Source organism: Nocardia sp. NPDC056000 (assembly GCF_042269265.1).
GTDB lineage: Bacteria > Actinomycetota > Actinomycetes > Mycobacteriales > Mycobacteriaceae > Nocardia.
The window spans coordinates 150,559-172,707 of sequence record NZ_JBHJXS010000001.1 but is presented as its reverse complement, the minus strand read 5'-3'; the positions used below and the strand labels follow the sequence as shown (position 1 = coordinate 172,707).

Sequence of the window (22,149 nt, the reverse complement as noted above, 5' to 3'; positions counted from 1 at the left end):
AAGTGCATGCGCGGTGATGGAACAGCGGACGGTGGGGCGCAGCGGGCTCCGAGTTTCCCGGCTCGGACTGGCCACCCACACCTGGGGCCGGGAGACCGACGCCGAGGACGCGGCAGCGCAATTGGCCGCCTTCGCCGAAGCGGGCGGCACCCTGGTGGACACCTCCCCCGCGTACTGCGACGGTGCCGCGCAACGCATCCTGGGACCCCTGATCGCCGAGATCGGGCGCGAGGATCTGGTGTTGAGCGTGTGCTCGGGACAGCGTGCGGTGCATACCGATCCGGCCGCCGGACCCGCCACCATCCGCTGGAGCGTGGACGCCTCGCGCCGCACCATGATGCGCCAGCTCGATCAAACCCTGCACGTGCTGGGCACCGATCACCTGGACCTGTGGACCGTGGCCGCCTGGGATCCGCACACACCCCTGGAAGAGGTCGCGGGCACCCTCGAATACGCCGTCCGCACCGGACGCGTGCGCTACGCCGGTGTGCGCGGCTATGACGGCTGGCAGCTGGCCACCCTGGCCGCGGCCGCCCCGCTGACCGCCGCGCAAACCCCGTACTCGCTGCTCGCGCGCGGTGTGGAACACGAATTCGTCCCCGCCGCACAGCATCACGGCCTCGGCATCATCGCCACCGCGCCACTGGCCGGAGGCATCCTGACCGGCAAATACCGCGACGGCGTGCCCGCGGATTCGCGCGGCGCGGACGAGGCCACCGCCGCGGAGATCAACGCCAGCCTCGACGACCGCGCGGTGCGCGTGGTCGATGCGGTGGTGACCGCCGCGGACGGGCTGGGCACCTCGCCATTGGCGGTGGCGCTGGCGTGGATTCGCGATCAGCCCGGTGTGGCGAGCATGGTCGTGGGCGCCCGCGATATCGGCCAGCTCACCGGCGTGCTCGCCGCCGAGACCCTGGAGCTGCCGCGCGCCATCACCGCCGCACTCGGCGACGTCAGTGCGCGCACCGAATGAGCGCTGGAAATGAGCGATGGCTAGCCTTACCTGCATGAGGTGTCTCGCGAATGCCCGATCAGCGGTCCTGATGCGCACCGTCGCCGCCGTGCTCGGTGCCGGTCTGCTCATCGGCGCCACCGCCTGCACCAGCACATCGAACACACCGGCGGCCGGTCAACAGGGACCGGCCACCGCGACCGTCGGTGACGCCAACCCGGTGCCGATTGGCCCCGAACCCACCCCGACCCTGCCGGTCACCGTCCACAGCTACGACGGCGGTGAGGTGACCGTCACCGACTCCAGCCGCATCATCGCGGTCGACCGGTCGGGCACGTTCGCGCAGACCGTGTACGCGCTCGGCATGGGCTCGAAACTGGTGGGCCGCTCCACCTCCGCGGACTTCCCCGCGGTCAAGGACGTCGCCAACGTCGCGGGCGGTTCGGGCTCGATGAACGTGGAAGCCATTGCCGCACTGCGGCCTTCGGTGCTGCTCACCGACAGCACCAGCGCCACCCCGGTCATGCGCGATCAGCTCAAGGCGCTGGGCATCACCACGGTGTACCTGGATCCGCAGCGCACCATCGACGGCGTCGGCCCGCAGATCCAGGCCGTGGCCGACGCGCTCGGCGTCCCCGAGGCCGGGCGCAAACTCGCCCAGCGCACCAAGGACGAGATCGCCGCGGCCACCGCGACGGTCCCCGCGCAGGATCCGAAACTGCGCATCGCGTTCCTGTATCTGCGCAGCACCGCCATCACCATGATCGCCGGACCCGGATCGGGCGCGGACTCGCTCATCGCATCCCTGGGCGCGACCGACGCGGGCACCGCCTCGGGCATCAAGGAACCCTTCATCCCGATCACCAGTGAAGCCCTCATCGCCGCCGCCCCCGACGTGCTCATCGTCATGACCGACGGGCTGGCCTCGGTCGGCGGCGTCGACGGCCTGGCCAAGGTCCCCGGCATCGCCCAAACCCCCGCCGGAAAGAACAAGCGTGTGGTCGACATGTCCGACGCGGTCGTCCTGAGCTTCGGCCCGAACACCGGCCGCGTCGTCGCCGCCCTGGTCAAGGCCGTCTACGGCGAAAAGACGGCATGACCAACCCCGCTCACCCCGACGCACAGGACAGAACCGTGCCCCCGGCGCACTCCCCCGACCCCTCGAATGAGGATGTCGCAGCATCGGATTCCGCGAACGATGCCGATGTGCAGTCGGTGCCGGATTTGAATGCCGAGGTGGATTCGATAGGCGGACATGGCAAGTCGCGGCGGAGTTCGACCTCGCGCACCACGCTCATCTTCGCCGGATCGCTGATCGCGCTGGTGCTGCTGGCGTTGATCTCCGCGGCCGTGGGACAGGTGCCCACGACACCCCTGGAAGTCGCGGGCAGCTTCCTGCATCGCATCGGGCTGGACTGGGGTCCGATGCCCAAGCACCCCGCCGGGGATGTCACGTTGTGGGAAGTGCGATTCCCGCGCGTGGTGATGGCCATGCTCGTCGGCGCGGCACTGGCCACCGCCGGTGCGCTGCTACAGGGCGTGTTCGCCAATCCGCTGGCCGAACCGGGCGTCATCGGTGTCTCGGCGGGTGCGGCGGTCGGTGCGGGCACGGTCATCGTGGTCGGCGGGGCGTTCGTGGCGTCTTGGTCGGTGGCGGCGGGCGCGTTCGTGGCCGGACTGCTCACCACGCTGCTGGTGTATGTGCTCTCGCGGTCGAACGGGCGCACCGAAGTGGTGACGCTGGTGCTGACCGGTGTGGCCATCAACGCCTTCGCGGGCGGCCTGATCTCGTTCCTGCTGTTCAGCGCCTCACCGGCGGCACGCGATCAGATCGTGTTCTGGCAGATGGGCAGTCTCAACGGGGCCACCTGGGAATCGGTGTACGTGGTAGCGCCGCTGACCGCGCTCGGCGTGGCCGCCGCGATCCTGATGGCCCCGCGCCTGGACCTGCTCGCCCTGGGTGAATCCGCCGCCCGGCATCTGGGCGTGGACGTGGAACGCCTGCGCCGCAATGTGATCGTGGTGGTCGCGGTGCTGGCGACCGCGGGTGTGGCGTTCACCGGCATCATCCTGTTCGTCGGATTGATCGTGCCGCATCTGGTGCGCATGCTCGTCGGTCCCGGCCATCGCGTGCTCATCCCGCTCTCGGCGATCGTGGGCGCGGTGGTGCTGGTGGCGGCCGATATCGGTTCGCGCGCCCTGGTGCACAACGCGGACCTGCCGCTGGGCATGCTCACCTCGCTCGTGGGCGGGCCGTTCTTCTTCTGGCTGCTGCGGCGCACCCGCGCCCGTTCGGGAGGCTGGGCGTGAGCACCGTATTGCGAAGCATCACCGGGGTTTTCGCGCGCACCCACGAGCTGCCCGAGACCCCGAAAATCGGCGAGGTCACCCTGCGCGCACGCGGGGTCGGACTGATCCGCAACGGCGGCAACCGCGTTCTCGACGGTGTCGATTTCGAGGTCATCGCCGGGCAGATCGTGGCCCTGGTCGGCCCCAACGGCGCGGGCAAATCCACCCTGCTGGCCGCACTCGCGGGTGAACTCGACCCGACCGAGGGCACCGTCGAACTCGACGGCAAACCCCTGGGCGACTGGGCGCACCTGGATATGGCCCGCCGCCGCGCGGTACTCCCGCAGGACCACACCGTCGGATTCCCGTTCACCGCACGCGAAGTCGTCGCCATGGGCCGCGCACCCTGGGCGCGCACCGACCGTCAGGACGCCGATGAGCGGTACATCGCCGACGCCCTGACCGCCACCGACGTGAAACACCTTGCCGGACGGCCCTTCCCGGCCCTGTCCGGCGGTGAACGCGCCCGCGTCGCCCTGGCCCGCGTGCTGGCCCAGGACACCGCGACCCTGCTGCTGGACGAGCCCACGGCCGCGCTGGATCTGGGTCATCAGGAACAGGTCCTGCACCTGGCGCGCGAGCGCGCCACCGCCGGAGCGGCCGTCGTGGTCGTGCTGCACGATCTCGGTGTCGCCGCCGCCTACGCCGACCGGGTCGCGGTCCTGGACTCCGGTCGCATCGCCGCCGACGGCCCGCCCCGCGAGGTGCTGACCACCGAACTGCTCACCCGCGTCTACAAGCACCCGGTCGACGTATTCGACCATCCCGCCACCGGCGCACAACTGGTGCTCCCGGTGCGCGGGCGGCCCTGACCACGGATCAACGCGACTTACCCGAAACCGGCGACAGCACCGCCGGAAATACTACGATAAGTAGTACTACTCGGCCGCGCACCATCGCACCCCTGGATGTCGCCATGCTCGAAACATCTGCCCCCGCCGCCACCTCCCTCCAATTGCGCTGGGCCACCGTCATATTCGCGGTGGCACTGGCGACCCACGGCGCGGACCACCTGCGCCGCGGCATGAACACCGTCTCCATGACCGTCATGGTCCTGGGCTTCACGCAATCGGCGATCGCGCTGATCACCATCGCCCTGGTCTTCACCGGCCACCGCTGGGCCCCGCTCTTCGCGATCGGTATCGGCTTCGCCAGCGCCATCGGCTTCACCCTGGTGCATGTGTTCCCGGACTGGTTCGGCCCGTTCAGCGACAGCTTCATCAACCCACCCGCCAGCGCCAAGGTGAACGGGTTCTCCTGGTTCGCCGCCCTCTTCGAGATCGCCGCCGATCTGGCGATCGGTATCGCGGGCCTGCGGGCGCGCCGCCTGTGGTGACACTCGCCTCGAATTAGCTGGACGATCGCCCAGCTTCTGCTAGGCTGATCGGCGTCCGAATTCCGCACCTTCGTGTGCCACGAGAACCAGGGAGTGATGTTGATGACCGCGCGCATGGCCGTTGCCGCCAGCCGGATCACCGCATCCCCCGCGGCGACGGCCTGACCCGTTCCCGCCCTCCCGCTCGCGCCTGACGCGCGGCGGTTCCTCGTACACGAAAGGGTCTGTGCCCCATGAGCACACACCGGTCCTGGACCATCCGTACCGAAAACAGCGCGGACATCGCCCGCGTGCACGCCATCAACGCCGCGGCCTTCGACACCCCCGCCGAGGCCGAACTGGTCGACCAACTGCGCACCGACTCCGCCTGGATCGACGGACTGTCCCTGGTCGCCACCGACGACACCGACACCCCGATCGCGCATATCCTGTTGACCCGCAACCACATCGGCGACACCGAGGCGGTATGCCTGGCACCGATGGCCGTACTGCCCGAGTATCAGCGCAGCGGTGCGGGCGGCGCGCTCATTCGCGCGGTATTGCGCGAAGCCGCAACGCGCGGTGAACGATTCGTCACCGTGCTCGGACATCCCGAGTACTACCCGAGGTTCGGTTTCGACCGAGCCTCCAAGTACGGCATCGCCATGGGCGTCGAGGTCCCCGATGAGGCCCTGATGGTCATGAGCCTGGACGGTTCGGAGCTGCCGCGCGGAATCATCCGCTACGCGGCACCTTTCGGCGTGTAGGAGATCAGTCTCCCGCGGGCGGTCGCGGTGCTTCCGCACCGCCCGCGTACACCTGACCCCACAGCAGCCGCAGCCCGGCATTGCCCAGCCATAGCAGGAACAGCACCAGTCCGGCGATCGGATGCCAGGCGAAGCCCAGCAGCACACCGGCCGTGCCGAACCACACGATCTCCAGTACCGCGCGCTTCCAGCCGCGCACCGGAATCCGCGCGTCATGGGCCGCACCGAATACCGCCCACACCGCCACGAACACCGCGACCGCGCCGAACGCGGCCACCACGCGCACGATCGTCGGCACATCGAGGCTGAAACCCCACGCGATGGCCGCACCCAGCACACACAGTTCCAGCAGGAACATCAGCAGCAGGTTCGCGCCCTTGACCACATTCAACGCCACACCAATTTCAGCACAGCCGGGGTGAGCAGCATACGAACCACCGTGGCGTCCAACAGCAGTGCCGCGATCATGCCGTACGCGATGTACTTCATCAGCACCAGATCGGAGAAGCCGAAGGCGCCGGTCACCACGATGAGAATAGCCGCGGCCGAGGTGATCACGCCGCCCGTGTGCGCGATGCCGTACCGGATCGCCTCGGCGGGTTCCGCACCGTCCGCGCGCGCTTCGGCCATGCGCGATTGCAGGAACACCTCATAGTCGGTGGACAGCCCGAACAGCACCGTCACGATCAACACCAGCACCGCGAACATGAGCGGCCCGGGCGTGAAATCGAACAGCCCCGCCCCGTGCCCCTCGACGAAGATCCAGGTCAGGATGCCCAGGGTCGCACCGAGCGAGAGTGCGCTCATCACCACGGCTTTGATCGCCAGCACCAGTGACCGGAACGCCGCGTACATCAGCGCCAGCGCCGCGCTGATCAGAATCGCCGCCAGCAATGGCAGCCCCTTGATCAATCCGAGAATGCTGTCGCGTTCGAGCGCGGGCACTCCCGCCACCATGACCTGCACCCCGGGCGGCTTCTCGATCCCGCGCAATGCCGACATCACCGTATCGGCGTCCCGCTTATCGGCCAGGCCGCTGCCGAGCACCGTCACCGCGTCCTTGGTCGGTGCCACCGGATCGAACGGCCCGGTCATATGCGCGGCGCTGACCTGATTGGCCGCATACCGAATATCGCTGAGCTGCTGCGGATTCGCGCCCACCACCACGAGTTTGAGCGGTTCGGTGCGGAACTGCGGGAACATGCGATCGAAGTCCTGCTGCGCGACCCGGGCCGGATTGTCCGAGGCCAGATAGCGTTCGCTGAGCCCGCCGAATTCGATGCTGCGGAACGGCAGGATCAACGCCAGCAGCATGAGCACGATCGGCGCGATCACCAGCCACGGTTTGCGCATCGCGAAAGTGGCCAGGCGGGAGAAGAATCCGGCGTCGATCTGCTCGGCGGTGCGAATGCTCGCCAGGCGATGCCAGCCCCACAGATCGATGCGCCGCCCCACGATGCTCAACATCGCGGGCAGCGCGGTCACCGACAGCACCGCCGCCAGCAGCACGGCGCTGATACCGCCGAGCGGCACCGAGCGCAGCACTCCGTTCGGGTAGATGAACAGCGCGCCCAGGCTCACCGCGATGATCGCCGCCGAGAACAGCACCGTGCGCCCGGCGGTGGCCACGGTGCGCGCGGTCGCCTCCTCCACGGTGCGCCCGGCGGCCAACTCCTCCCGGAATCGGGTCACCGCGAACAAGCCGTAGTCGATCGCCAGGCCCAGACTCACCAGAGTGACCACGGCCGAGGCGAAGACGTTCACCTGGATGTGATCGGTGAGCATGCGCATGATGCCCTGGGTGCCCAGAATCGTCATGCCGCCGATGAGCACCGGCAACAGCGCGCCCACCACGCCGCCGAAGACGAAATACAGCAGGATCGCCACGATCGGCAGTGCGATCAGCTCCGCGCGATGGATATCGTTCTGCATACCGGTGTTGATGCCCTCGACCACCGGTTGCATACCCGCCAATTGCACGGTGGTCCCGCCCGGTCCCGAACCCGGTGCGCCGGCGTGGAATTCGTTCTTGACGGCCATGTAGTTGTTGACCGTGTCGGTGCCGCCGTCCCCGCGCAATCCGATACTGGCGAAGGCGTGCGTGCGCGAGGCGTCCGCGAACTGGCCCATGAGCGCGCCGTCCCAATACGAGTCGATCTTGAGGATCTGCTCGGAATGCGTGCCGCGCAATCGATTCAGCTCATCGGTGACCGCCGAGCGCATCGGCTCGTCATCGAGGGTGTGCCCGGGCGGGGCGGTGTAGACCACGATCAGATCGCTGTCGGTATCGCGCCCGAAGGTGGAATCGGCGAGTTTGGAGGCGGCGACGGATTCGCTGGATTCGTCGAACCAGCCCTCCTGGGTCAGATGATCACCCAGATCGCGGCCGTAGAACCCCGACGCGAGCACGATCAGCCCGAACACCGCGAACACCAGATACCGGTGCCGGTGGACGAAACGTCCCCACCGCAGCGCGAGCGGAGAGTGCACCGGTGCTTTGCCGATCATGATCCGGGGTGCGCGCTCTCCGGTCTTACCGACCATCAGCCGCAGGCCGCGGTGCGATAGTCGGCCGAGCGCAGAATGCCGCACAGATCGGTGCGCGAGATCTTCCAGCGCCCGTCCTTGTTCACGAAATGCACCACGGTGGTGCGCACATTGGAGCCGGTGCCGTCCTTGTCCAGGCTCAGCGTGGCGGTCAGGGTGCCGTCGTGATTGTCGAACACCGGATCCTTGACCCCGTACACCGCGCGCGGATTGTCCTGCAGCGCTTTGTACATATCCGGAATGGCGTCCTTGAACGCCTCACCGTCCTCGATCAGGGCGGTGCGATCGGCATCGGGCAGTGACGGATCCAATGCCGCCTTGATCTGCGCGTCCAGTTCGGCGGCGGTCGGCAGCGGCGGCCGGTTCGCGCTCGAGACGGCCGCGGCCTGGGAGGACGAGCTCAGTGCGGCATAGGCCGAGGAGCGCGCCGCCGCCACCGACGATTCGTCATCGGAGCCGCCGCACGCGCTGACGGTGAGACCGAGGACGGTGATGATCAGTGCTGCTGCGGCCGGTCGTCGAAAAGCCATCAACTTCCTCATGCTCGAACTGCGGTTACTTGCCCACAGTCAATCATGCGAACCTGTGGAACCTGACTCGCGCGTCACATGTGCGCGGCCGAGTGTCCGAGCTCATGACCGCGTCCGGGCGCGCGGGTCTCAGATTCCGTCGAGTACCGCGCCGAGGCGGCCCAAGAGCGCTCGGACCGTGCTGGCTTCCAGGGGCTGCACCGCGGGCACCGGGACCGCTTCGGGGATGAGATCGCGGACCAGGGCGATGATGCTGCGCTCATCGTCGAGATCGATATCGGTGACCCGGGCCACGGCCACGGCCACCACATCCTCGGCGGCGGGCACATCGGTATCGAGGTCGGGGCGGTAGATCTCCAGGGTGAGCGTGGACCGCACCGTGCGGAACGCGAACGAGCGCCCGTCACCGGTGACGCCGAACCCGTGCGCGTACCGACCCACGGTGATGTCCTCGACGGCGAAACCGGGCTCCGGTATGCCCGAGGTGTGGTCGGTTACCAACGAATCTCCCCTGCCAGCGCCCACTATTACCTTCCACGGTAACCGTTGCCCCCGACACGCTCTCCCAAACCCCATGTCACGTCATATGACTCGGCGCGTATGCGGCACGCCCGCGAAATGTGTGCCCCGTCATGTAGCGCATGACGGCGCGCCGTGAACCAAGACCCCGCCCACCGGGCGTGGTCGGGCAACATGGTCATATTGGAGAGCACGCATACGTTTTGTCGGTCAGGTAAGGAGTTCGCTGCATGCGCCGTCGCGGCTGGATCGAGTCGGCCCTCGCGGGTGCGGCCGTGCTGACCCTGCTGGCCGGATGTTCCTCCAGCGACGACGGTGGGGACAAACCCACCATCGAACCCGCCACGCCCGCCGCGGCTCCCGTGGCCGCCGCCGCGCCGACCGGTGAGGTGACCCCGTTCGCCGCGGTCGGAGCACTGCTGGCCGAACCGTCCACCGGAATCCTGGCCGTGCTCTCCGATGCGGGAAAGACGCTCTCGCTCATCGACAAGAGCGGTACCCGCGCGGTGCCGCTGCCCGGTCCGGCCGCCGCGCTGGCCGCCGGTAAGCCCGGGGAAATCCTGATCGCGGTGCCCGGCAAGGTACTTCGCCTCGACGCCGCCACCGCCAAGGTCACCGAGATCGCCGTGGACGGGGACGTGCGCTCGGTCGCGCTGCGCGCCGACGGTGATCTGGTCGCCGGGCTCGCCAAGGGCAAGGTGCTCATCCTGGCCCCCGATGGCGCTGTGCGGGAAAGCATTTCGGGCCTGGCCTCGGCCGATGCCATCGACACCAGCACCGACACCATCGTGGTGCTGGACCGTCGCCAGAGCGCGCTGACCGAACTCAACCTGCCCGATAAGCGCCTCGGATTGACCCTGCGCTCCGGTGACGGAGCCACGAATCTGATCGGCGATCACTTCGGCCGCCGCATCGTCACCGACACCGCCGGAGCAGAACTGCTGGTCTACACCGCCGATCCTTTGGTCCTGCGCCAGCGTTTCCCGGTAGGCTCTTCGCCCTACGCACTCGCCTACGATCAGCGGTCCGAGACCGTGTGGGTGACGCTGACAGGCAGTAACCAAGTCGTCGGATACGACCTGTCGACGGGTATACCGGTAGAGGTGGGGCGCTACCCGACGGTGCGCCAGCCCAATACGGTGACCGTCGACGCTCGCACCGGTGACCTGTTCGTGGGATCCGCGACCGGTGACGGTCTGCAGCGGATCAGCGCGGACCAGCGGAAGAGAGGGCAGTGATGGCTCGGGCCTCACGATCAGCGCATAATTCGCGCGCACTACCGGCCGGCTGGGAGGAAACCAGCGACGAGTACGAATACGTGCCGTTGCGACTACCCCCGGAAATGAATCGCGTGACCGCCTCCATGCGCCTGGCCATTCAGGCCGAATACGGCGGCTGGGAGTTGTCGCGGGTGCGCGCCTACACCGACGGCAGCCGTCGCGTGCTGCTGCGCCGCCGCAAGAGTTCCCTGCTATCCCCGACACCCGAGGCGGTGATGTAACCCGCATGTCTGAGCGCCTGTACGCCCTGCTGTTGAAGGTGATGTTCCTGCTCCCCCCGGAGCGTATTCATCATCTCGCATTCGGTGCGATCAAACTGGCCACCCGGTTCGCCCCGGGCCGCTGGATCACCTCGAAACTGCTTGTCGCCGAGGATCCGGTGCTGGCCACGCGCGCGTTCGGGATCGATTTCCCGGCTCCGCTCGGGCTGGCCGCAGGGTTCGACAAGGATGCCGAGGGCGCCGACGCGTGGGGGCCGCTGGGCTTCGGCTACGCCGAGATCGGCACCGTGACCGCACAGGCGCAGCCGGGCAATCCCGCGCCGCGCCTGTTCCGGTTGCCCGCGGACCGGGCGCTGATCAATCGGATGGGTTTCAACAATCACGGTGCGGCACAGGCGGCTTCGCATCTGTCGCGGCGACGCGCCGGCGGGATTCCGATCGGGGCGAATATCGGCAAGACCAAGGTGGTCGAGGCCGCCGACGCCGCCGCCGATTACGCCAGCAGTGCGCGCCTGCTCGGGCCGCTCGCGGATTTCGTTGTGGTGAACGTGAGTTCGCCCAATACGCCCGGTCTGCGCGATCTGCAGGCGGTGGCATCGCTGCGGCCGCTGCTGCAGGCGGTGCTCGATACGGTGTCGGTGCCGGTGCTGGTCAAGATCGCGCCGGATCTGTCCGATGAGGATATCGACGCGGTCGCCGATCTGGCCGTGGAGTTGGGGCTGGCCGGAATCGTGGCCACCAACACCACGATTCGCCGCGACGGGCTCAATACCCCCGCCGATGCGGTGGCGGCGCTGGGTGCGGGCGGGCTGTCCGGTCCGCCGGTGGCCGATCGCTCGCTCGAGGTGCTGCGCCGGTTGTACGCGCGGGTCGGCGATCAGCTGGTGCTGATCTCGGTCGGCGGTATCGAGACCGCCGAACAGGCGTGGGAGCGGATTCTCGCGGGCGCCACCCTGTTGCAGGGCTACACCGGATTCATCTACGGCGGGCCGTTCTGGGCGCGGCGCATGCACCGCGGGCTCGCGGTCAAACTGCGCGCGCACGGATACTCCAGCCTGGGTCAGGCCGTGGGCGCGGGGCATACCGCTCGCGCCTGAGTGGGTTTCTTGCGCTGACTGCGACTTTGCAGTCGGCGCAATGACTTTCGGCAACAGCCTTCGGTGGCAACGACTTTCGGGTGCGGTGACGCGCTCCGGGTCAGGACGCCGGGACGTCGTGCGCGTACGTCGTCAGGCCCACAGATGCTGTGAGCGCGCGCCGGAGGCGGCGGGGGCCAGCGTGCCCGGCGGCAGTGTTCCCACATACCAGCCGCGCAGGAACGGTTCGGGCAGTGCGGCATCGGTCTCGTACGGGACCAGGGTGTCGTGATGCATGCGTTCGGCCATGCGCTGGGCGAGCATGACCACCGCGTGCTCGACCAGAATGCCGAGCCGGGACGCGCGCTCGGCGGCCTCGGAATGGGCGGCGTCATCGAAAACGATCTCCGGATCGGACAGGATTTCGTCCAATTCCATTCCCGCGTGCGCTTGTGCGCGGGTCAATCGCTGTTCCGGTAGCCAGCTCAGCGACCACGCGTCCTCATCGCGGGCGCGTCGTGCGAATTCGGGGGTGATGTCGCTCGTCATCTCCCGATGGCTGATATCGATTGTCACTGCTGGGTCCTCCCTGAGCTGTTTGCATCCTCATCGAACACCGGGCGGTCGGTATTTCACCATTTCCCAACGCCGCCCGTTTTGTCGGGAAATTCAGTGTTCTCTCCTCCCCTGCAATACCTGCTGCACCTCTTCCACCGGCATGCCCAATTCGTCCGCGTTGACGATCGCCCGCGCCGCCAGAATCACATCGCGGCGATAGTGCTGCCCGGAAAAGATCTCCGCCAACTCCATCCCGGCCAACGCCTGCCCGCGCGACACCAATCGATGCGGCAACCAAGTCAACCGCCAGTCCAACTCCCAGCCATCGGCCACCCGATGCGCTGCCTCGCCGGTGAGGTCACTGGTCATCTGCCAGTCGGAGTAGTAGATCGTCACGGTCTCCCCCGCTCCATCATCCGCTGATGCAGCACCGCCATGACGTGTTTCACGCTGGTTCCCAGTTCCCTCGCAAGAACCTCCGCCCGAGCCCCCGGCTCTTCGGGCGAACTACACAATTCCGCAAGCTCCATCCCGGCCCGCGCCTGCTCGAGCATGAACAACCGCTCGGGCCACCAACTCAGTTCCCACGCGGGCTCGGCCCGATCATTGCGCCGCCGCGCCCACTCGGGGCACGCGCTACTGGTGATCGATCGACTGCTCTCGTACATCAAGACGGTTCTCCAAAGGTGAAGCGCCGCCGCCGCGGGATCCGTTTTCCGGAATGCCCGAGACCGGCCGATCGCATCGCGATGATCAGCCGGTGCTGTCGCTGCCAACGAATTTTGTGTACACGGATCGAGCGGGCGACGGCGGAACAGGGTGTGGTCTGTGCTGAATCGGCGAATCCGCCTACCGCACAGCGACTTCACCGTCCTGCTCCGTCTCGGGCTCGCCGGCCGCCGCCCGCGTCCCCCGCCGAAACCGCCAAATCAGTGGAATCACTCCCAACACCGAGACCTCCCAAACCGTCTGGTGCAGGCTTTCTTTCGCCTAGACTGAGAATGGCATTTGCCGACCGATCCCGGCAATTGCCGATGCACCAAGGGAATTGACGGTTCTTCTGTTCAATAAACCTGACCTCCGGTACGTGGAGGAAGAATGACCAGGAACAACCCGCACCGCCGCACCGACCGGGAGTCGGCACCACAGGATCCGGGCGTGGTCGCGGTCCGCGAACTTCTCCTGCGCCTGCGCAAACGATCCGGTCTGAACAGAGAACGGCTGGCCAGCACCGAAATCGACATCGATCCGCTCCTGCAGCTGAGCGTGGTTCGGCGGTATGCGTACTTGAGCGGGAAGTCGGCTGTCGAGGTTTTGCCGAACGTCGTCGGCCATGTGGCTCGACGGCTTCCACCCACGCAGCGGTTGATCGTCGACGCGGAGCTGGGGTTGGGCCTGCTTCGCGAAAGCTGCTCCGAGGGAGTGGATCTCGATCAGCTGTACGGGGCGGAGCTCGGCGGGCGGCGTATCTATCTGACACGGCATTGGGCGGCGCTGCATCGAATCCTGCGCATCACCGAACCGCCTGCCGCTCCCAGCGCCAGGACGTTGCGGGATGCGCCGGAAGAACTGGCCTTCACCGCACTGGCCGAGTTGTTGACCATGGGTTCCGACCTCGACGTCGGCCTCATGGTCAAGGCCGACAGCGGGCACGATGAGCCGGCTCATGTTCGCGTGACGGTGACCGTGCTCGGCGATGCGGCCATCGACCATGTCAGTGTGGTCGAGGCGATACCCGAATTCGGCGCCTCCGCGTGGGGGGACTTCCGCCGTCATCCCGGCGGTAAGGGTCTCAACCGGGCCGTCGCCCTGGCTCGTCTCGGCATGGATGCCCGATTGATCGCGGCCATCGGTGCCGATGAGGACGGCAAGAGGATCGAGGACTATCTGAAGGAACAGAAGGTCGACACGAGTCTGCTCAAGGTAATGGACGGACCGCATACGCCCGTGGCGACGGTGATCGCGCTGCTGACAGGCGAGTCCACCTCCATAGCGTTCAAACAGGACCGGCTCGCGATGACCTCGGCCGATTTGGGCAGTGCCGCGATTCACCAGGCCCTGACGAGTTCCGACGCCATGATGGTCACGTTCGAGCAGCCGATCGATGTTGTGGCTGAGGTGCTTGCGATTGTGGATCGTGCGGTGCCGCGTCCGTGGCTGATCGTCAATGCCTCCCCGCCTACCGTCCTTCCCGGGCACCTGCATCGGCATCTGGGCGCGGTCGACTACCTGATCGGTAATGCGAAAGAGGTGGCGGCGGCCTGGCCCGCGAGTTCGTGCGAGGCCTCCACCGAGCGATTGCTCCGGTACGGCGTCGGGACCGTTTGCGTTGTGGACGGCCTGGGATGCACGATTCGAACTTCGGACAGTGAGCTCCATGTCCCCCATCGCCGCATTCGTGACAGCTCGGCCGGGTCGACATCGGCATTCTCCGCTGCCTTGGTCTACCGGCTCACCACGATGCGGCGCGCCGCTCGCGAGGCCGACTTTCAGTGGGCCACCGCGGCGATCTCCGCGCGCGTTCAAGCGCTCGATATTCCGGAATCCATGCCGTCGGTCTCGGAAATCGACTCATACTTCGACGGCGGTAACCTGAATGGACTCAATGTGATTGGTGAGGAACCGGGTCGGTCCAACCGCAACTGGTAGGCGGGGCATTCGACGGGCTGCTCGCTACTCGACCGGGTCGCGCCGGTGTTGGGAGCAATCGATGCCGCCAGAAGATATCGGCCCGGTGATGCTGACCCCGGTGGGCGACCAGCGCTATGTAATCCGCAAGGGGCACCGAATGTTGGTGCGGGACTGGGAGATAGGGCCGCATGGCAGGTTCGGGCTGGCGTCCGTGATCGGTCCCGATCTGCTGGAGAACTGCCTGGTTCGCATTCATTCGCGATGCCTGCACGGGGAAGTCCTCCAGTCGGACGATTGCGATTGCGGCAGCGAACTGGATATGGCTCTGGACTTGATCCAGGATGCGAACGCCGGTGTGCTGATCTATCTGGAGCAGGAGGGCCGGGGGGCCGGCTTGATCGCGAAGGCGCGGGCCTACCAGCACGGTGAACGGACCGGGGACAACACCTATGCCAGCTATCGTGCGCTCGGATTACCGCCCGATTCGCGCACCTATGAGCATGCGGTAGCGGCGCTGCTCGAGTTCGGCCTCCGTTCGTTGCGACTGCTCACCAACAATCCTGAGAAGACCGCTGCGGCACGGGCGGCGGGGCTGGTCGTAACGCAGGTGCCCTTACACACTCCGCCACGCAGTGAACGCGCCCGCCGCTATCTCGAAGCGAAAAGACAGTACGGCCACCACCTTCCGACCTATCGCCGCTGGAGGTTGCGGTTGCGTGGGTCACGGGACTTCTGGTAGCCAATCAATAGCTGTTGCAGCGAAATTCTCCTCGGCAATCGCTGGGTAGCGCTTTCCGTCGTTGATGACGCCGGCCGCATCAGGGTCCACCCGGGCTGTGCGGTAACGGTTTCGTGCGCGACCGGGCTGTGCGGCGACACGTGCCGGCGGATTGATTGCCATTCGGATGCGAGTGGTGTTGCCTGCCTGTACCGTGTCGTCCGAGCCGTGATCGGCGCCTGCAGCGCCGGTGCATGGACCGCTCCTGTGCCTCCCGCATCACGATGGCGGGAGGCATCGTCGTGTCCACGGACTCCGGGCCCAGCCGACTACGACTGGGCGAAAGACGGTCGGTGTGGCGGACTTTCCGCTCCTGGATGCAGACGAGGCGGTCATGTGAGCGTTGATGTGGGCGATTTGTCGGGTCGGATCGATGTCGCCATCCCGTGTGGGGCCACCCTCGCCGGACACGTGGCGCTACCCGCGATGACGGTCGATTGGGAACAGGTCGAGCGAACCCGGCATCGGATGACGCGCAAGGGTGCGGAGATGACGGTGCGAGTGCTGGATGTTCCCGGTGACGGCGGCGGCAAAGCCATCATCGTCGGTGATGCCGAACGCAGCAGCAACCCACTGGTACGGATCCATTCGCGCTGCCTGTACGGCGATGCGCTGCAATCGGATGACTGCGACTGCGGTCCGGAACTGAGCAAGTCGATGGACGCCATCCAGCGGGAAGGCGCTGGTGTGCTCTTCTATCTCGAACAGGAGGGTCGCGGAGCCGGACTCGAGGTCAAGGCAATGGGTCTGCGATTGACCCAGTCGCTGGGAATAACCACCTTCGACGCCTACCACGAGCTCGGGTATCCGGACGATCTGCGGCGATTCGACCATGTCGCGCAATCCTTGCTCGACGACCTCGAATTGAGGTCGATACGCCTGCTGACCAATAACCCGGACAAACAGTCGGCCTTGGCGGAACATCGAATCGAGGTCGACAGGGTGCCGCTGCGCACCGTCCCACGCAGTGTCAGGTCACGAAAGTATCTGGAGGAGAAGCGCGTTCATCGTGGCCATGCGCTTCCACCGCGTTGGGCGTGGGTCTGCGGCATTTGGGCGAAACGCGTGGGTGTGGCTGTCACAACCCTCAGTGTCGTCGGCGCCTGGGCTCTGGATATCCGTGAACTGGTGATCACCAGTCACCTACTCATGATTGCCACATTCATACTGAATCATCCCGCCAATGCCAACGCCCGATTTCGGGTTCGCGCGATGCTGCGGCGCCTGGGCATGCTTCGGCGATAATGGCCGAAGGTCCGCAGATGAGCCGGGGTGGTCGTGGAAGAGCTTCAGGCGACAGCGCATTCGCTCGCACGCAAGGGTCGTGAACTACGCGTGCAGGTGATGGAACTCCGTGGCGACATCGTGGGCGGCGACCCCGGATCGATCTTCGGGCACGTACTGGTGTTCGGAAATCCCGGGCCGGGGTGTCTGGTGCGGATCCACTCACGCTGCCTATACGGTGATGCGCTGCGGTCCGATGACTGCGATTGCGGTCCCAAGCTCGATCTGGCCATCGACATGATTCAAGCCGAAGGACACGGCGTGCTCGTCTATCTGGAGCGGACCGGGCGCGGGGCCGAACTCATCGAAAAGGCAATGGGGCTCGGGCCGCAGATCGGGGTGGATACGTTCACCAGTTATCGGATGCTGGGGCATCCGATCGATTCGCGGTCGTATGGGCATGCGGCGCAGGCGTTGTCGGGGTTGGGGCTGCGGTCGGTGCGGTTGATGACGAACAATCCGGACAAGGTGGCGGCGTTGGAGGAGGCGGGGTTCGCGGTGGTGACGGTGCCGCTGTCGACCGAGCCGCGGAGTGAGCGGGCGCGCCAGTATATGGAGGCCAAGCGGAGGTTTCGGGGGCATCGGCCGCCGGTGGGTGGGCGGCGATGGCCGGCGCGGGCGGTGCGGGGAGCCTGGGGTGCGGTCCGAAATGTCCGATTTGTTGGATCTGGGTTGTAGCGCGAGACACAGCGGTGACTTTCTGGCTAAGCTGAGTGAGCCGCGCCACAGATGAGCGTGCGGCCATCGCGTGATCGGTGGGTGTTCTCTCGGGACGTCGGGTTCGCGCAGGTCGGATGGGTGCGCGTGTGGCGGTGTAAGCGAGAGGCAATCGGAAAAGGGTTATGACGACAGACATCGGCTATCCGCACAAATCGGGCAAAACGGTCTACACGATTCCGGAGGCGTTTCAGGAGACGCTGACATTGCGTCCGGAGCAGATCGCGATCAGGACGGTGGGGGGAACCACTGAGATCAGCTGGCGAGAGTACGGGGAGCGGGTGCGCGGCATTGCCGCCGGACTGGCGGGGCTGGGGGTCGGGCACGGCGACACCGTCGGCATCATGCTGACCAACCGGCCCGAGTTCAATCTCGTCGACACCGCGGCGCTGCACCTGGGCGCGACGCCGTTCTCGATCTACAACACCAGCTCGCCCGAGCAGATCGCGCATCTGTTCACCAATGCCGAGAACAAGGTCGTCATCACCGAACCGGCGTTCCTGGACGCGGTGCGCGGAGCCGGTGTGGAGATCGAACACATTGTGCTGGTGGAGGGTTCGGCCGCGGGCACCAAGACCCTCGCCGAGGTGGAGGCCGCACCGGCCGCCGATTTCGACTTCGACGCCACCTGGCGCGCGGTCAAGGCCGAGGATCTGGCGACGCTGATCTACACCTCCGGCACCACCGGCCCGTCCAAGGGCGTGGAGCTGACCCATCGCAATGTGGTCGCCCAGATCGTCGGACTCGTCAACGGCCCGCTCGTGGTCGGCCTGGATGACCGCTCGGTGTCGTATCTGCCCGCCGCCCATGTGGCGGACCGCATTTCGGGACACTGCGCCAACCTGTTCACCGGCGTGCAGATGACCACCGTGCCCGATCCGCGCGAGATCGCCGCCGCCCTGCCCGACGCCCGCCCCACCGCGTTCTTCGGTGTGCCGCGCGTGTGGCAGAAGATCAAGGCCGGTATCGACGCCAAGCTCGCCACCGAACCCAGCGGCGTGAAGAAGGCGCTGGCGAATTGGGCCATCGGCGTCGGTGTGGAAGCCGCGCGCGCGGACCTGTCCGGCAACGGTCGCGGCCTGCTGCTCGATGTGCAGCACAAGCTGGCCGATGCCCTGGTGCTGTCGAAACTGCGGCACACCTTGGGATTCGACGAACTCAAGGTCGCGGCCTCGGGTGCGGCGGCCATCCCGCCGGAAACCCTCGAGTACATGCTCGGACTGGGTTTCGTGGTCACCGAGGTATGGGGCATGTCGGAGACCTCCGGCGTGGGCACCTACACCCCGCTGGCCAAGCCCAAGCCGGGCACCGTGGGAATCCCCATGCAGGACACCGAGGTTCGCCTCGGCGAGGACGGCGAGCTGCTGCTGCGCGGGGCCATCGTCACGCATGGCTACCGCAAGATGGCCGATAAGACCGCCGAGGCCATCGACGCCGACGGCTGGCTGCACACCGGTGACGTGGCCACCATCGACGGTGACGGCTACATCACCATCGTGGACCGCAAGAAGGAACTCATCATCAACGAGGCGGGAAAGAACCTGTCTCCCACCAATATCGAGAACACCGTGAAGGCGGCGTCCTCGCTGGTCGGTCAGGTGGTGGCGATCGGTGACGCCAAGCCGTACATCGCCGCGCTCATCGTGCTCGATCCCGATACCGCGGTGGTGCGCGCCAAGGCGCTCGGCACCCCCGACGCCGATCTGAAGACCCTGGCCGTGCGCCCGGAAATCCTCGACGAGATCAAGGCGGCGGTCACCACCGCCAACGCCAAACTCTCACGCGTGGAACAGATCAAGCGTTTCATCGTGCTCGACGCGGGCTGGGAGCCCGGCGGTGACGAACTCACCCCGACCCTCAAACTCAAGCGGAGCCCGATCAACACCAAGTACGCGGCCGATATCGCCGCGCTGTACACCTCCCCCGCACCGGACAATGTCGTAAACCTGTCCTGAGCTGGAAAACGCTGTGGCCCCGGATGATTCATCCGGGGCCACGGTCATGTCAGACGCGGGCGGCGGTCACTCCCGCTCGCCGCAATTGCAGCGTCATCGCGGCGCTGATCCGTTGCATCTGCTCGTGGCTGTGCTCGGCCGTGTCGTACTCGACCTGAATGGTGAGGCGGCCGTCGACGGTGAAAATGGTCATCTTCGGCGGCATGCCCGGGGCCATGGCGAACACCTCATCGCGCACGAACTCCAGTGTCGCGGGCAGCGAATGTGCCGGTACCCGGCCGATATTGGACAGCGCCAGGGTGGGCGGGGCATCGAACAGCGCGGCGGTCACCGCGTCGAGTTCACGCTGGGAGGCGCGCATGAACATCGCCGGAAAACGCAGTTGCGCCGAGTCTTTCATACCCGCGGCGACGGCATGCGCCAGGTCGATCGGATCGGAATCCGCGGCCGCCGATACCGGTGTTCCGGAACCGGCCGCGCAATTGAGCAGGGTCGAGGCGGACACCACCGGCACCAGATCCGGGCGCAGATCCACCGCATGCCCGCACATCATCGGCAGCGTCCCGGCCTCGGGCGCGAACTCGGTCCGCACCGCCGCCATGGCCGCCCCGGCGAGCAGGCTGTTCATCGAAAACCCCTGTGCGCGTGCGGTCGCCACCAGTGCGGCGGTCTGATCGGCATCCACTTCGATGCGCCGGACCGCGAGCCTGCCGTTCGGGTCTCCCCCGGGCTGCCCGTCGATCGGCAGATGCACCGGAGCGGCCGCCGGATCCATGGCCATCGCGCCCGCGCGCATCATGGCCACGAACGCGTCGACCTCGGCATCACTGATCAGCGCCGCCAGTTGGGTATCGACCCCGGCGGGCAACTCGTAGTTCCATTCCGGTTGCGGCAGTGGCGATCCCGTCACCCGCGCGGTGTAGCGCCGCCACATCTCGTCCAAGAGCGGAAACACCGAGCGGCCGTCGGAGATACCGTGATGCAGCACCAATACGACCCGCGTGAACTCGCCTTCACGCAGTAGTTCCGCGCGGAAAAGCCCTGTGCCCCATTCTTGCCGCGAGTTCACCAGCGTCCGATACGCCTGCGCACCCCCGGGGCTGACGGTGACGCTCGGCCGGTAGTCGTCATCGAGTTCGAAGCGCTGCACCCCGTCGCCGCCGATGACGACTCGAGCGCGCAGCAGAGGATGCAGGGCGGCGAGTTCGGTGAGCGTCGCACGCAATGCCGCGGGATCGATCTCCCCGCGCACGGTGCTGCCGATGAACAGCGGCATACCGCCGATGGGCACGCTACCCAGATGCGTGTTCTCGCCGAAGTAGCCGATCTCGAACGGGGACAGTGGGCGCTGTGTGGTCATGTGCTTCCGACTTTCCTGCGGTGGACCTGGCGAAATCGACCATACACACGTTTCAAACAATTGTCACAAACGTGTGTTTGAAACAGTTGTCACAAACACGCTGTTAGGATGCGCATCGTGGGAACCCGAGAAGATCTGCTCGCCGGAGCCAAGAAGTGCCTGGCCGAACGCGGCCTGGCGCGCACCACCGTGCGCGATATCGTGGCCGCCTCCGGCACCAATCTGGCTGCCATCAACTACCACTTCGGCACCCGCGACCAGCTGCTCAATCAGGCGATGCTCGAATCCACGGGCGAATCGGTGACCCGGGTACTCGACTCCCTGCCCGATGACGACGACCTGGACACGGGCGAACGCCTGACTACCTTCTGGCGCAAGCTCATCGAATCCTTCGGCGCCGACCGCGCGGTGTGGTCGGCCAATGTCGAGAGCATGGCGCAGGCCCTGCACTCCCCCGAACTGCGCACCGAGATCGGCGCCGCCCAGGTCCGCGCCCGCGCGGGACTCTCGGAAGCCCTGGGCGACAACGACCCTCGTATCGGCGCCATCGTGCAAACCCTGATCGGCGGCCTACTTGCCCAGGCCCTCATCGACCCGGACAACACCCCCACCGCCGAGGAACTCACCGCCGGAATCCAAGCCCTGGCGGCACTTTCGAACCCGACCCCCTGAATCTGCTCTACATATACGGAAAAGCTGTGGCCCCGAGCGAATCGCTCGGGGCCACAGTCGAATACAGCCTGGTGACTACTTCTGCTCGTGCGTGCCGATCAGCGTCGCGCGCCCGATGGCGTTGAGGAACAGGTTGAACCCCAGGTAGGCGGGCGAGGCGCTCTCATCGACCTCGAGCTTGTCCACCCCGACCGCGTGCACCACCACGAAGTACCGGTGCGGGCCGTGCCCGGCGGGCGGGAACGCGCCGGTGTACTCGTGCAGCCCCGCGTCATTGCGCAGTACGACCGCGCCCTCGGGCAGGCTGCCGCCCTTGCTGCCCTGTCCGGTCTCCAGACCGGTGGTGGTCGCGGGGATATTGGCGACCACCCAGTGCCAGAAGCCCGAGGCGGTCGGCGCGTCCGGGTCGTACACGGTGACGGTGAAACTCTTGGTCTCCGCGGGGAATCCGGACCAGCTCAGCTGCGGGGAGATGTCCTTGCCGCCCGCGCCGCCCAGCGCGCTGACCTGATCCAGGTGCAGCGGCTCGCCCTCGGTGATATCGCCGGAGGTGACGGTGAATTCGGGCAGTTGCGGCAGCGGAGCGTAGGGATTGTAGGAGTAGTCGGGCACGGGCCGTCCTTTCGATCGCGGGGCTG

The 22,149-nt window shown here is 66.7% G+C and carries 23 protein-coding genes; 15 read left to right on the top strand and 8 right to left on the bottom strand.

Annotation, left to right across the window (positions count from 1 at the left end; translation table 11 throughout):
* Window positions 1–16 precede the first annotated feature (16 nt).
* The 6 genes from ACFC4D_RS00880 (at window position 17) to ACFC4D_RS00855 (ending at window position 5,383) form a co-directional block, all read left to right on the top strand.
* Window positions 17–973, top strand: a complete 957-nt coding sequence (locus tag ACFC4D_RS00880) for an aldo/keto reductase (protein ID WP_376061871.1) — start codon at window positions 17–19, stop codon at window positions 971–973.
* Window positions 974–1,007: 34 nt separating this feature from the next.
* Window positions 1,008–2,051 (top strand): hemin ABC transporter substrate-binding protein, encoded by a 1,044-nt coding sequence (locus tag ACFC4D_RS00875; protein ID WP_376061098.1) that lies wholly within the window; start codon window positions 1,008–1,010, stop codon window positions 2,049–2,051.
* A 125-nt stretch (window positions 2,052–2,176) separates the two neighbouring features.
* Window positions 2,177–3,262 (top strand): FecCD family ABC transporter permease, encoded by a 1,086-nt coding sequence (locus tag ACFC4D_RS00870; protein WP_376061870.1) that lies wholly within the window; start codon window positions 2,177–2,179, stop codon window positions 3,260–3,262.
* Window positions 3,259–4,113 carry a heme ABC transporter ATP-binding protein gene (locus ACFC4D_RS00865; RefSeq protein WP_376061097.1) on the top strand — a complete coding sequence of 285 codons (855 nt, stop codon included), beginning with the start codon at window positions 3,259–3,261 and terminating at the stop codon, window positions 4,111–4,113. The genes ACFC4D_RS00870 and ACFC4D_RS00865 overlap by 4 nt, the downstream gene beginning before the upstream one ends.
* A 104-nt stretch (window positions 4,114–4,217) precedes the next feature.
* On the top strand, window positions 4,218–4,637 hold the full coding sequence (locus ACFC4D_RS00860) for a hypothetical protein (protein WP_376061096.1): 420 nt from the start codon (window positions 4,218–4,220) through the stop codon (window positions 4,635–4,637).
* A gap of 233 nt (window positions 4,638–4,870) precedes the next feature.
* A complete protein-coding gene (locus tag ACFC4D_RS00855; RefSeq protein WP_376061095.1) occupies window positions 4,871–5,383 on the top strand; it encodes a GNAT family N-acetyltransferase in 513 nt (170 codons plus the stop codon).
* Between the two features lie 4 nt (window positions 5,384–5,387).
* Here the strand turns inward: ACFC4D_RS00855 and ACFC4D_RS00850 are convergent, their stop codons facing one another.
* The 4 genes from ACFC4D_RS00850 to ACFC4D_RS00835 form a co-directional block, all read right to left on the bottom strand.
* Complete coding sequence (locus tag ACFC4D_RS00850; protein ID WP_376061094.1) at window positions 5,388–5,780, bottom strand: DUF2568 domain-containing protein; 393 nt, start codon at window positions 5,778–5,780, stop codon at window positions 5,388–5,390.
* Window positions 5,771–7,891: an MMPL family transporter gene (locus ACFC4D_RS00845; protein ID WP_376061869.1), complete on the bottom strand. Its 2,121-nt coding sequence runs from the start codon at window positions 7,889–7,891 to the stop codon at window positions 5,771–5,773. Before ACFC4D_RS00845 ends, ACFC4D_RS00850 begins: the two co-directional genes overlap by 10 nt.
* 35 nt (window positions 7,892–7,926) lie before the next feature.
* A complete protein-coding gene (locus ACFC4D_RS00840; protein WP_375967349.1) occupies window positions 7,927–8,460 on the bottom strand; it encodes a hypothetical protein in 534 nt (177 codons plus the stop codon).
* A 129-nt stretch (window positions 8,461–8,589) separates the two neighbouring features.
* Window positions 8,590–8,961 carry a hypothetical protein gene (locus ACFC4D_RS00835; RefSeq protein ID WP_375967348.1) on the bottom strand — a complete coding sequence of 124 codons (372 nt, stop codon included), beginning with the start codon at window positions 8,959–8,961 and terminating at the stop codon, window positions 8,590–8,592.
* A gap of 248 nt (window positions 8,962–9,209) precedes the next feature.
* Between ACFC4D_RS00835 and ACFC4D_RS00830 the strand changes: the two genes are divergently transcribed.
* Genes ACFC4D_RS00830 through ACFC4D_RS00820 form a run of 3 tightly spaced genes read left to right on the top strand, consistent with a single transcriptional unit; the run spans window position 9,210 to window position 11,577 of the window.
* Complete coding sequence (locus ACFC4D_RS00830) at window positions 9,210–10,217, top strand: YncE family protein (RefSeq protein ID WP_376061093.1); 1,008 nt, start codon at window positions 9,210–9,212, stop codon at window positions 10,215–10,217.
* Entirely contained in the window at window positions 10,217–10,480 is a 264-nt protein-coding gene (locus ACFC4D_RS00825) for a DUF5703 family protein (RefSeq protein ID WP_364634212.1), read from the top strand. Before ACFC4D_RS00830 ends, ACFC4D_RS00825 begins: the two co-directional genes overlap by 1 nt.
* A gap of 17 nt (window positions 10,481–10,497) precedes the next feature.
* Window positions 10,498–11,577, top strand: a complete 1,080-nt coding sequence (locus ACFC4D_RS00820) for a quinone-dependent dihydroorotate dehydrogenase (protein ID WP_376061868.1) — start codon at window positions 10,498–10,500, stop codon at window positions 11,575–11,577.
* Between the two features lie 132 nt (window positions 11,578–11,709).
* Here ACFC4D_RS00820 and ACFC4D_RS00815 read toward each other — a convergent pair whose 3' ends face one another.
* A complete protein-coding gene (locus tag ACFC4D_RS00815) occupies window positions 11,710–12,132 on the bottom strand; it encodes a hypothetical protein (protein WP_364634214.1) in 423 nt (140 codons plus the stop codon).
* A 93-nt stretch (window positions 12,133–12,225) separates the two neighbouring features.
* The gene (locus ACFC4D_RS00810) at window positions 12,226–12,510 is read right to left on the bottom strand and encodes a hypothetical protein (protein ID WP_375967344.1); all 285 of its coding nucleotides are present in this window, start codon (window positions 12,508–12,510) and stop codon (window positions 12,226–12,228) included.
* Between the two features lie 702 nt (window positions 12,511–13,212).
* Here ACFC4D_RS00810 and ACFC4D_RS00805 point away from each other — a divergent pair.
* The 5 genes from ACFC4D_RS00805 to ACFC4D_RS00785 all read left to right on the top strand — a co-directional run bounded on the left by ACFC4D_RS00805 (window position 13,213) and on the right by ACFC4D_RS00785 (window position 19,479).
* Window positions 13,213–14,763 carry a carbohydrate kinase family protein gene (locus ACFC4D_RS00805; protein WP_376061092.1) on the top strand — a complete coding sequence of 517 codons (1,551 nt, stop codon included), beginning with the start codon at window positions 13,213–13,215 and terminating at the stop codon, window positions 14,761–14,763.
* Between the two features lie 61 nt (window positions 14,764–14,824).
* Entirely contained in the window at window positions 14,825–15,484 is a 660-nt protein-coding gene (locus ACFC4D_RS00800; protein WP_376061091.1) for a GTP cyclohydrolase, read from the top strand.
* Between the two features lie 375 nt (window positions 15,485–15,859).
* Window positions 15,860–16,768: a GTP cyclohydrolase II gene (locus ACFC4D_RS00795; RefSeq protein ID WP_376061090.1), complete on the top strand. Its 909-nt coding sequence runs from the start codon at window positions 15,860–15,862 to the stop codon at window positions 16,766–16,768.
* 33 nt (window positions 16,769–16,801) lie between these two features.
* Window positions 16,802–17,485, top strand: coding sequence for a GTP cyclohydrolase (locus ACFC4D_RS00790; protein ID WP_376061089.1), 684 nt, complete (start codon window positions 16,802–16,804; stop codon window positions 17,483–17,485).
* Between the two features lie 164 nt (window positions 17,486–17,649).
* The gene (locus ACFC4D_RS00785; protein ID WP_376061088.1) at window positions 17,650–19,479 is read left to right on the top strand and encodes an AMP-dependent synthetase/ligase; all 1,830 of its coding nucleotides are present in this window, start codon (window positions 17,650–17,652) and stop codon (window positions 19,477–19,479) included.
* A gap of 49 nt (window positions 19,480–19,528) precedes the next feature.
* Here the strand turns inward: ACFC4D_RS00785 and ACFC4D_RS00780 are convergent, their stop codons facing one another.
* Window positions 19,529–20,839 carry a hypothetical protein gene (locus ACFC4D_RS00780; protein ID WP_376061087.1) on the bottom strand — a complete coding sequence of 437 codons (1,311 nt, stop codon included), beginning with the start codon at window positions 20,837–20,839 and terminating at the stop codon, window positions 19,529–19,531.
* 108 nt (window positions 20,840–20,947) lie between these two features.
* On the opposite strand from ACFC4D_RS00780, the gene ACFC4D_RS00775 reads away from it, so the two are divergent.
* Entirely contained in the window at window positions 20,948–21,511 is a 564-nt protein-coding gene (locus ACFC4D_RS00775; protein WP_376061086.1) for a TetR/AcrR family transcriptional regulator, read from the top strand.
* A 75-nt stretch (window positions 21,512–21,586) separates the two neighbouring features.
* Here ACFC4D_RS00775 and ACFC4D_RS00770 read toward each other — a convergent pair whose 3' ends face one another.
* Window positions 21,587–22,123 (bottom strand): YbhB/YbcL family Raf kinase inhibitor-like protein, encoded by a 537-nt coding sequence (locus ACFC4D_RS00770; protein WP_375967333.1) that lies wholly within the window; start codon window positions 22,121–22,123, stop codon window positions 21,587–21,589.
* Window positions 22,124–22,149 lie beyond the last annotated feature (26 nt).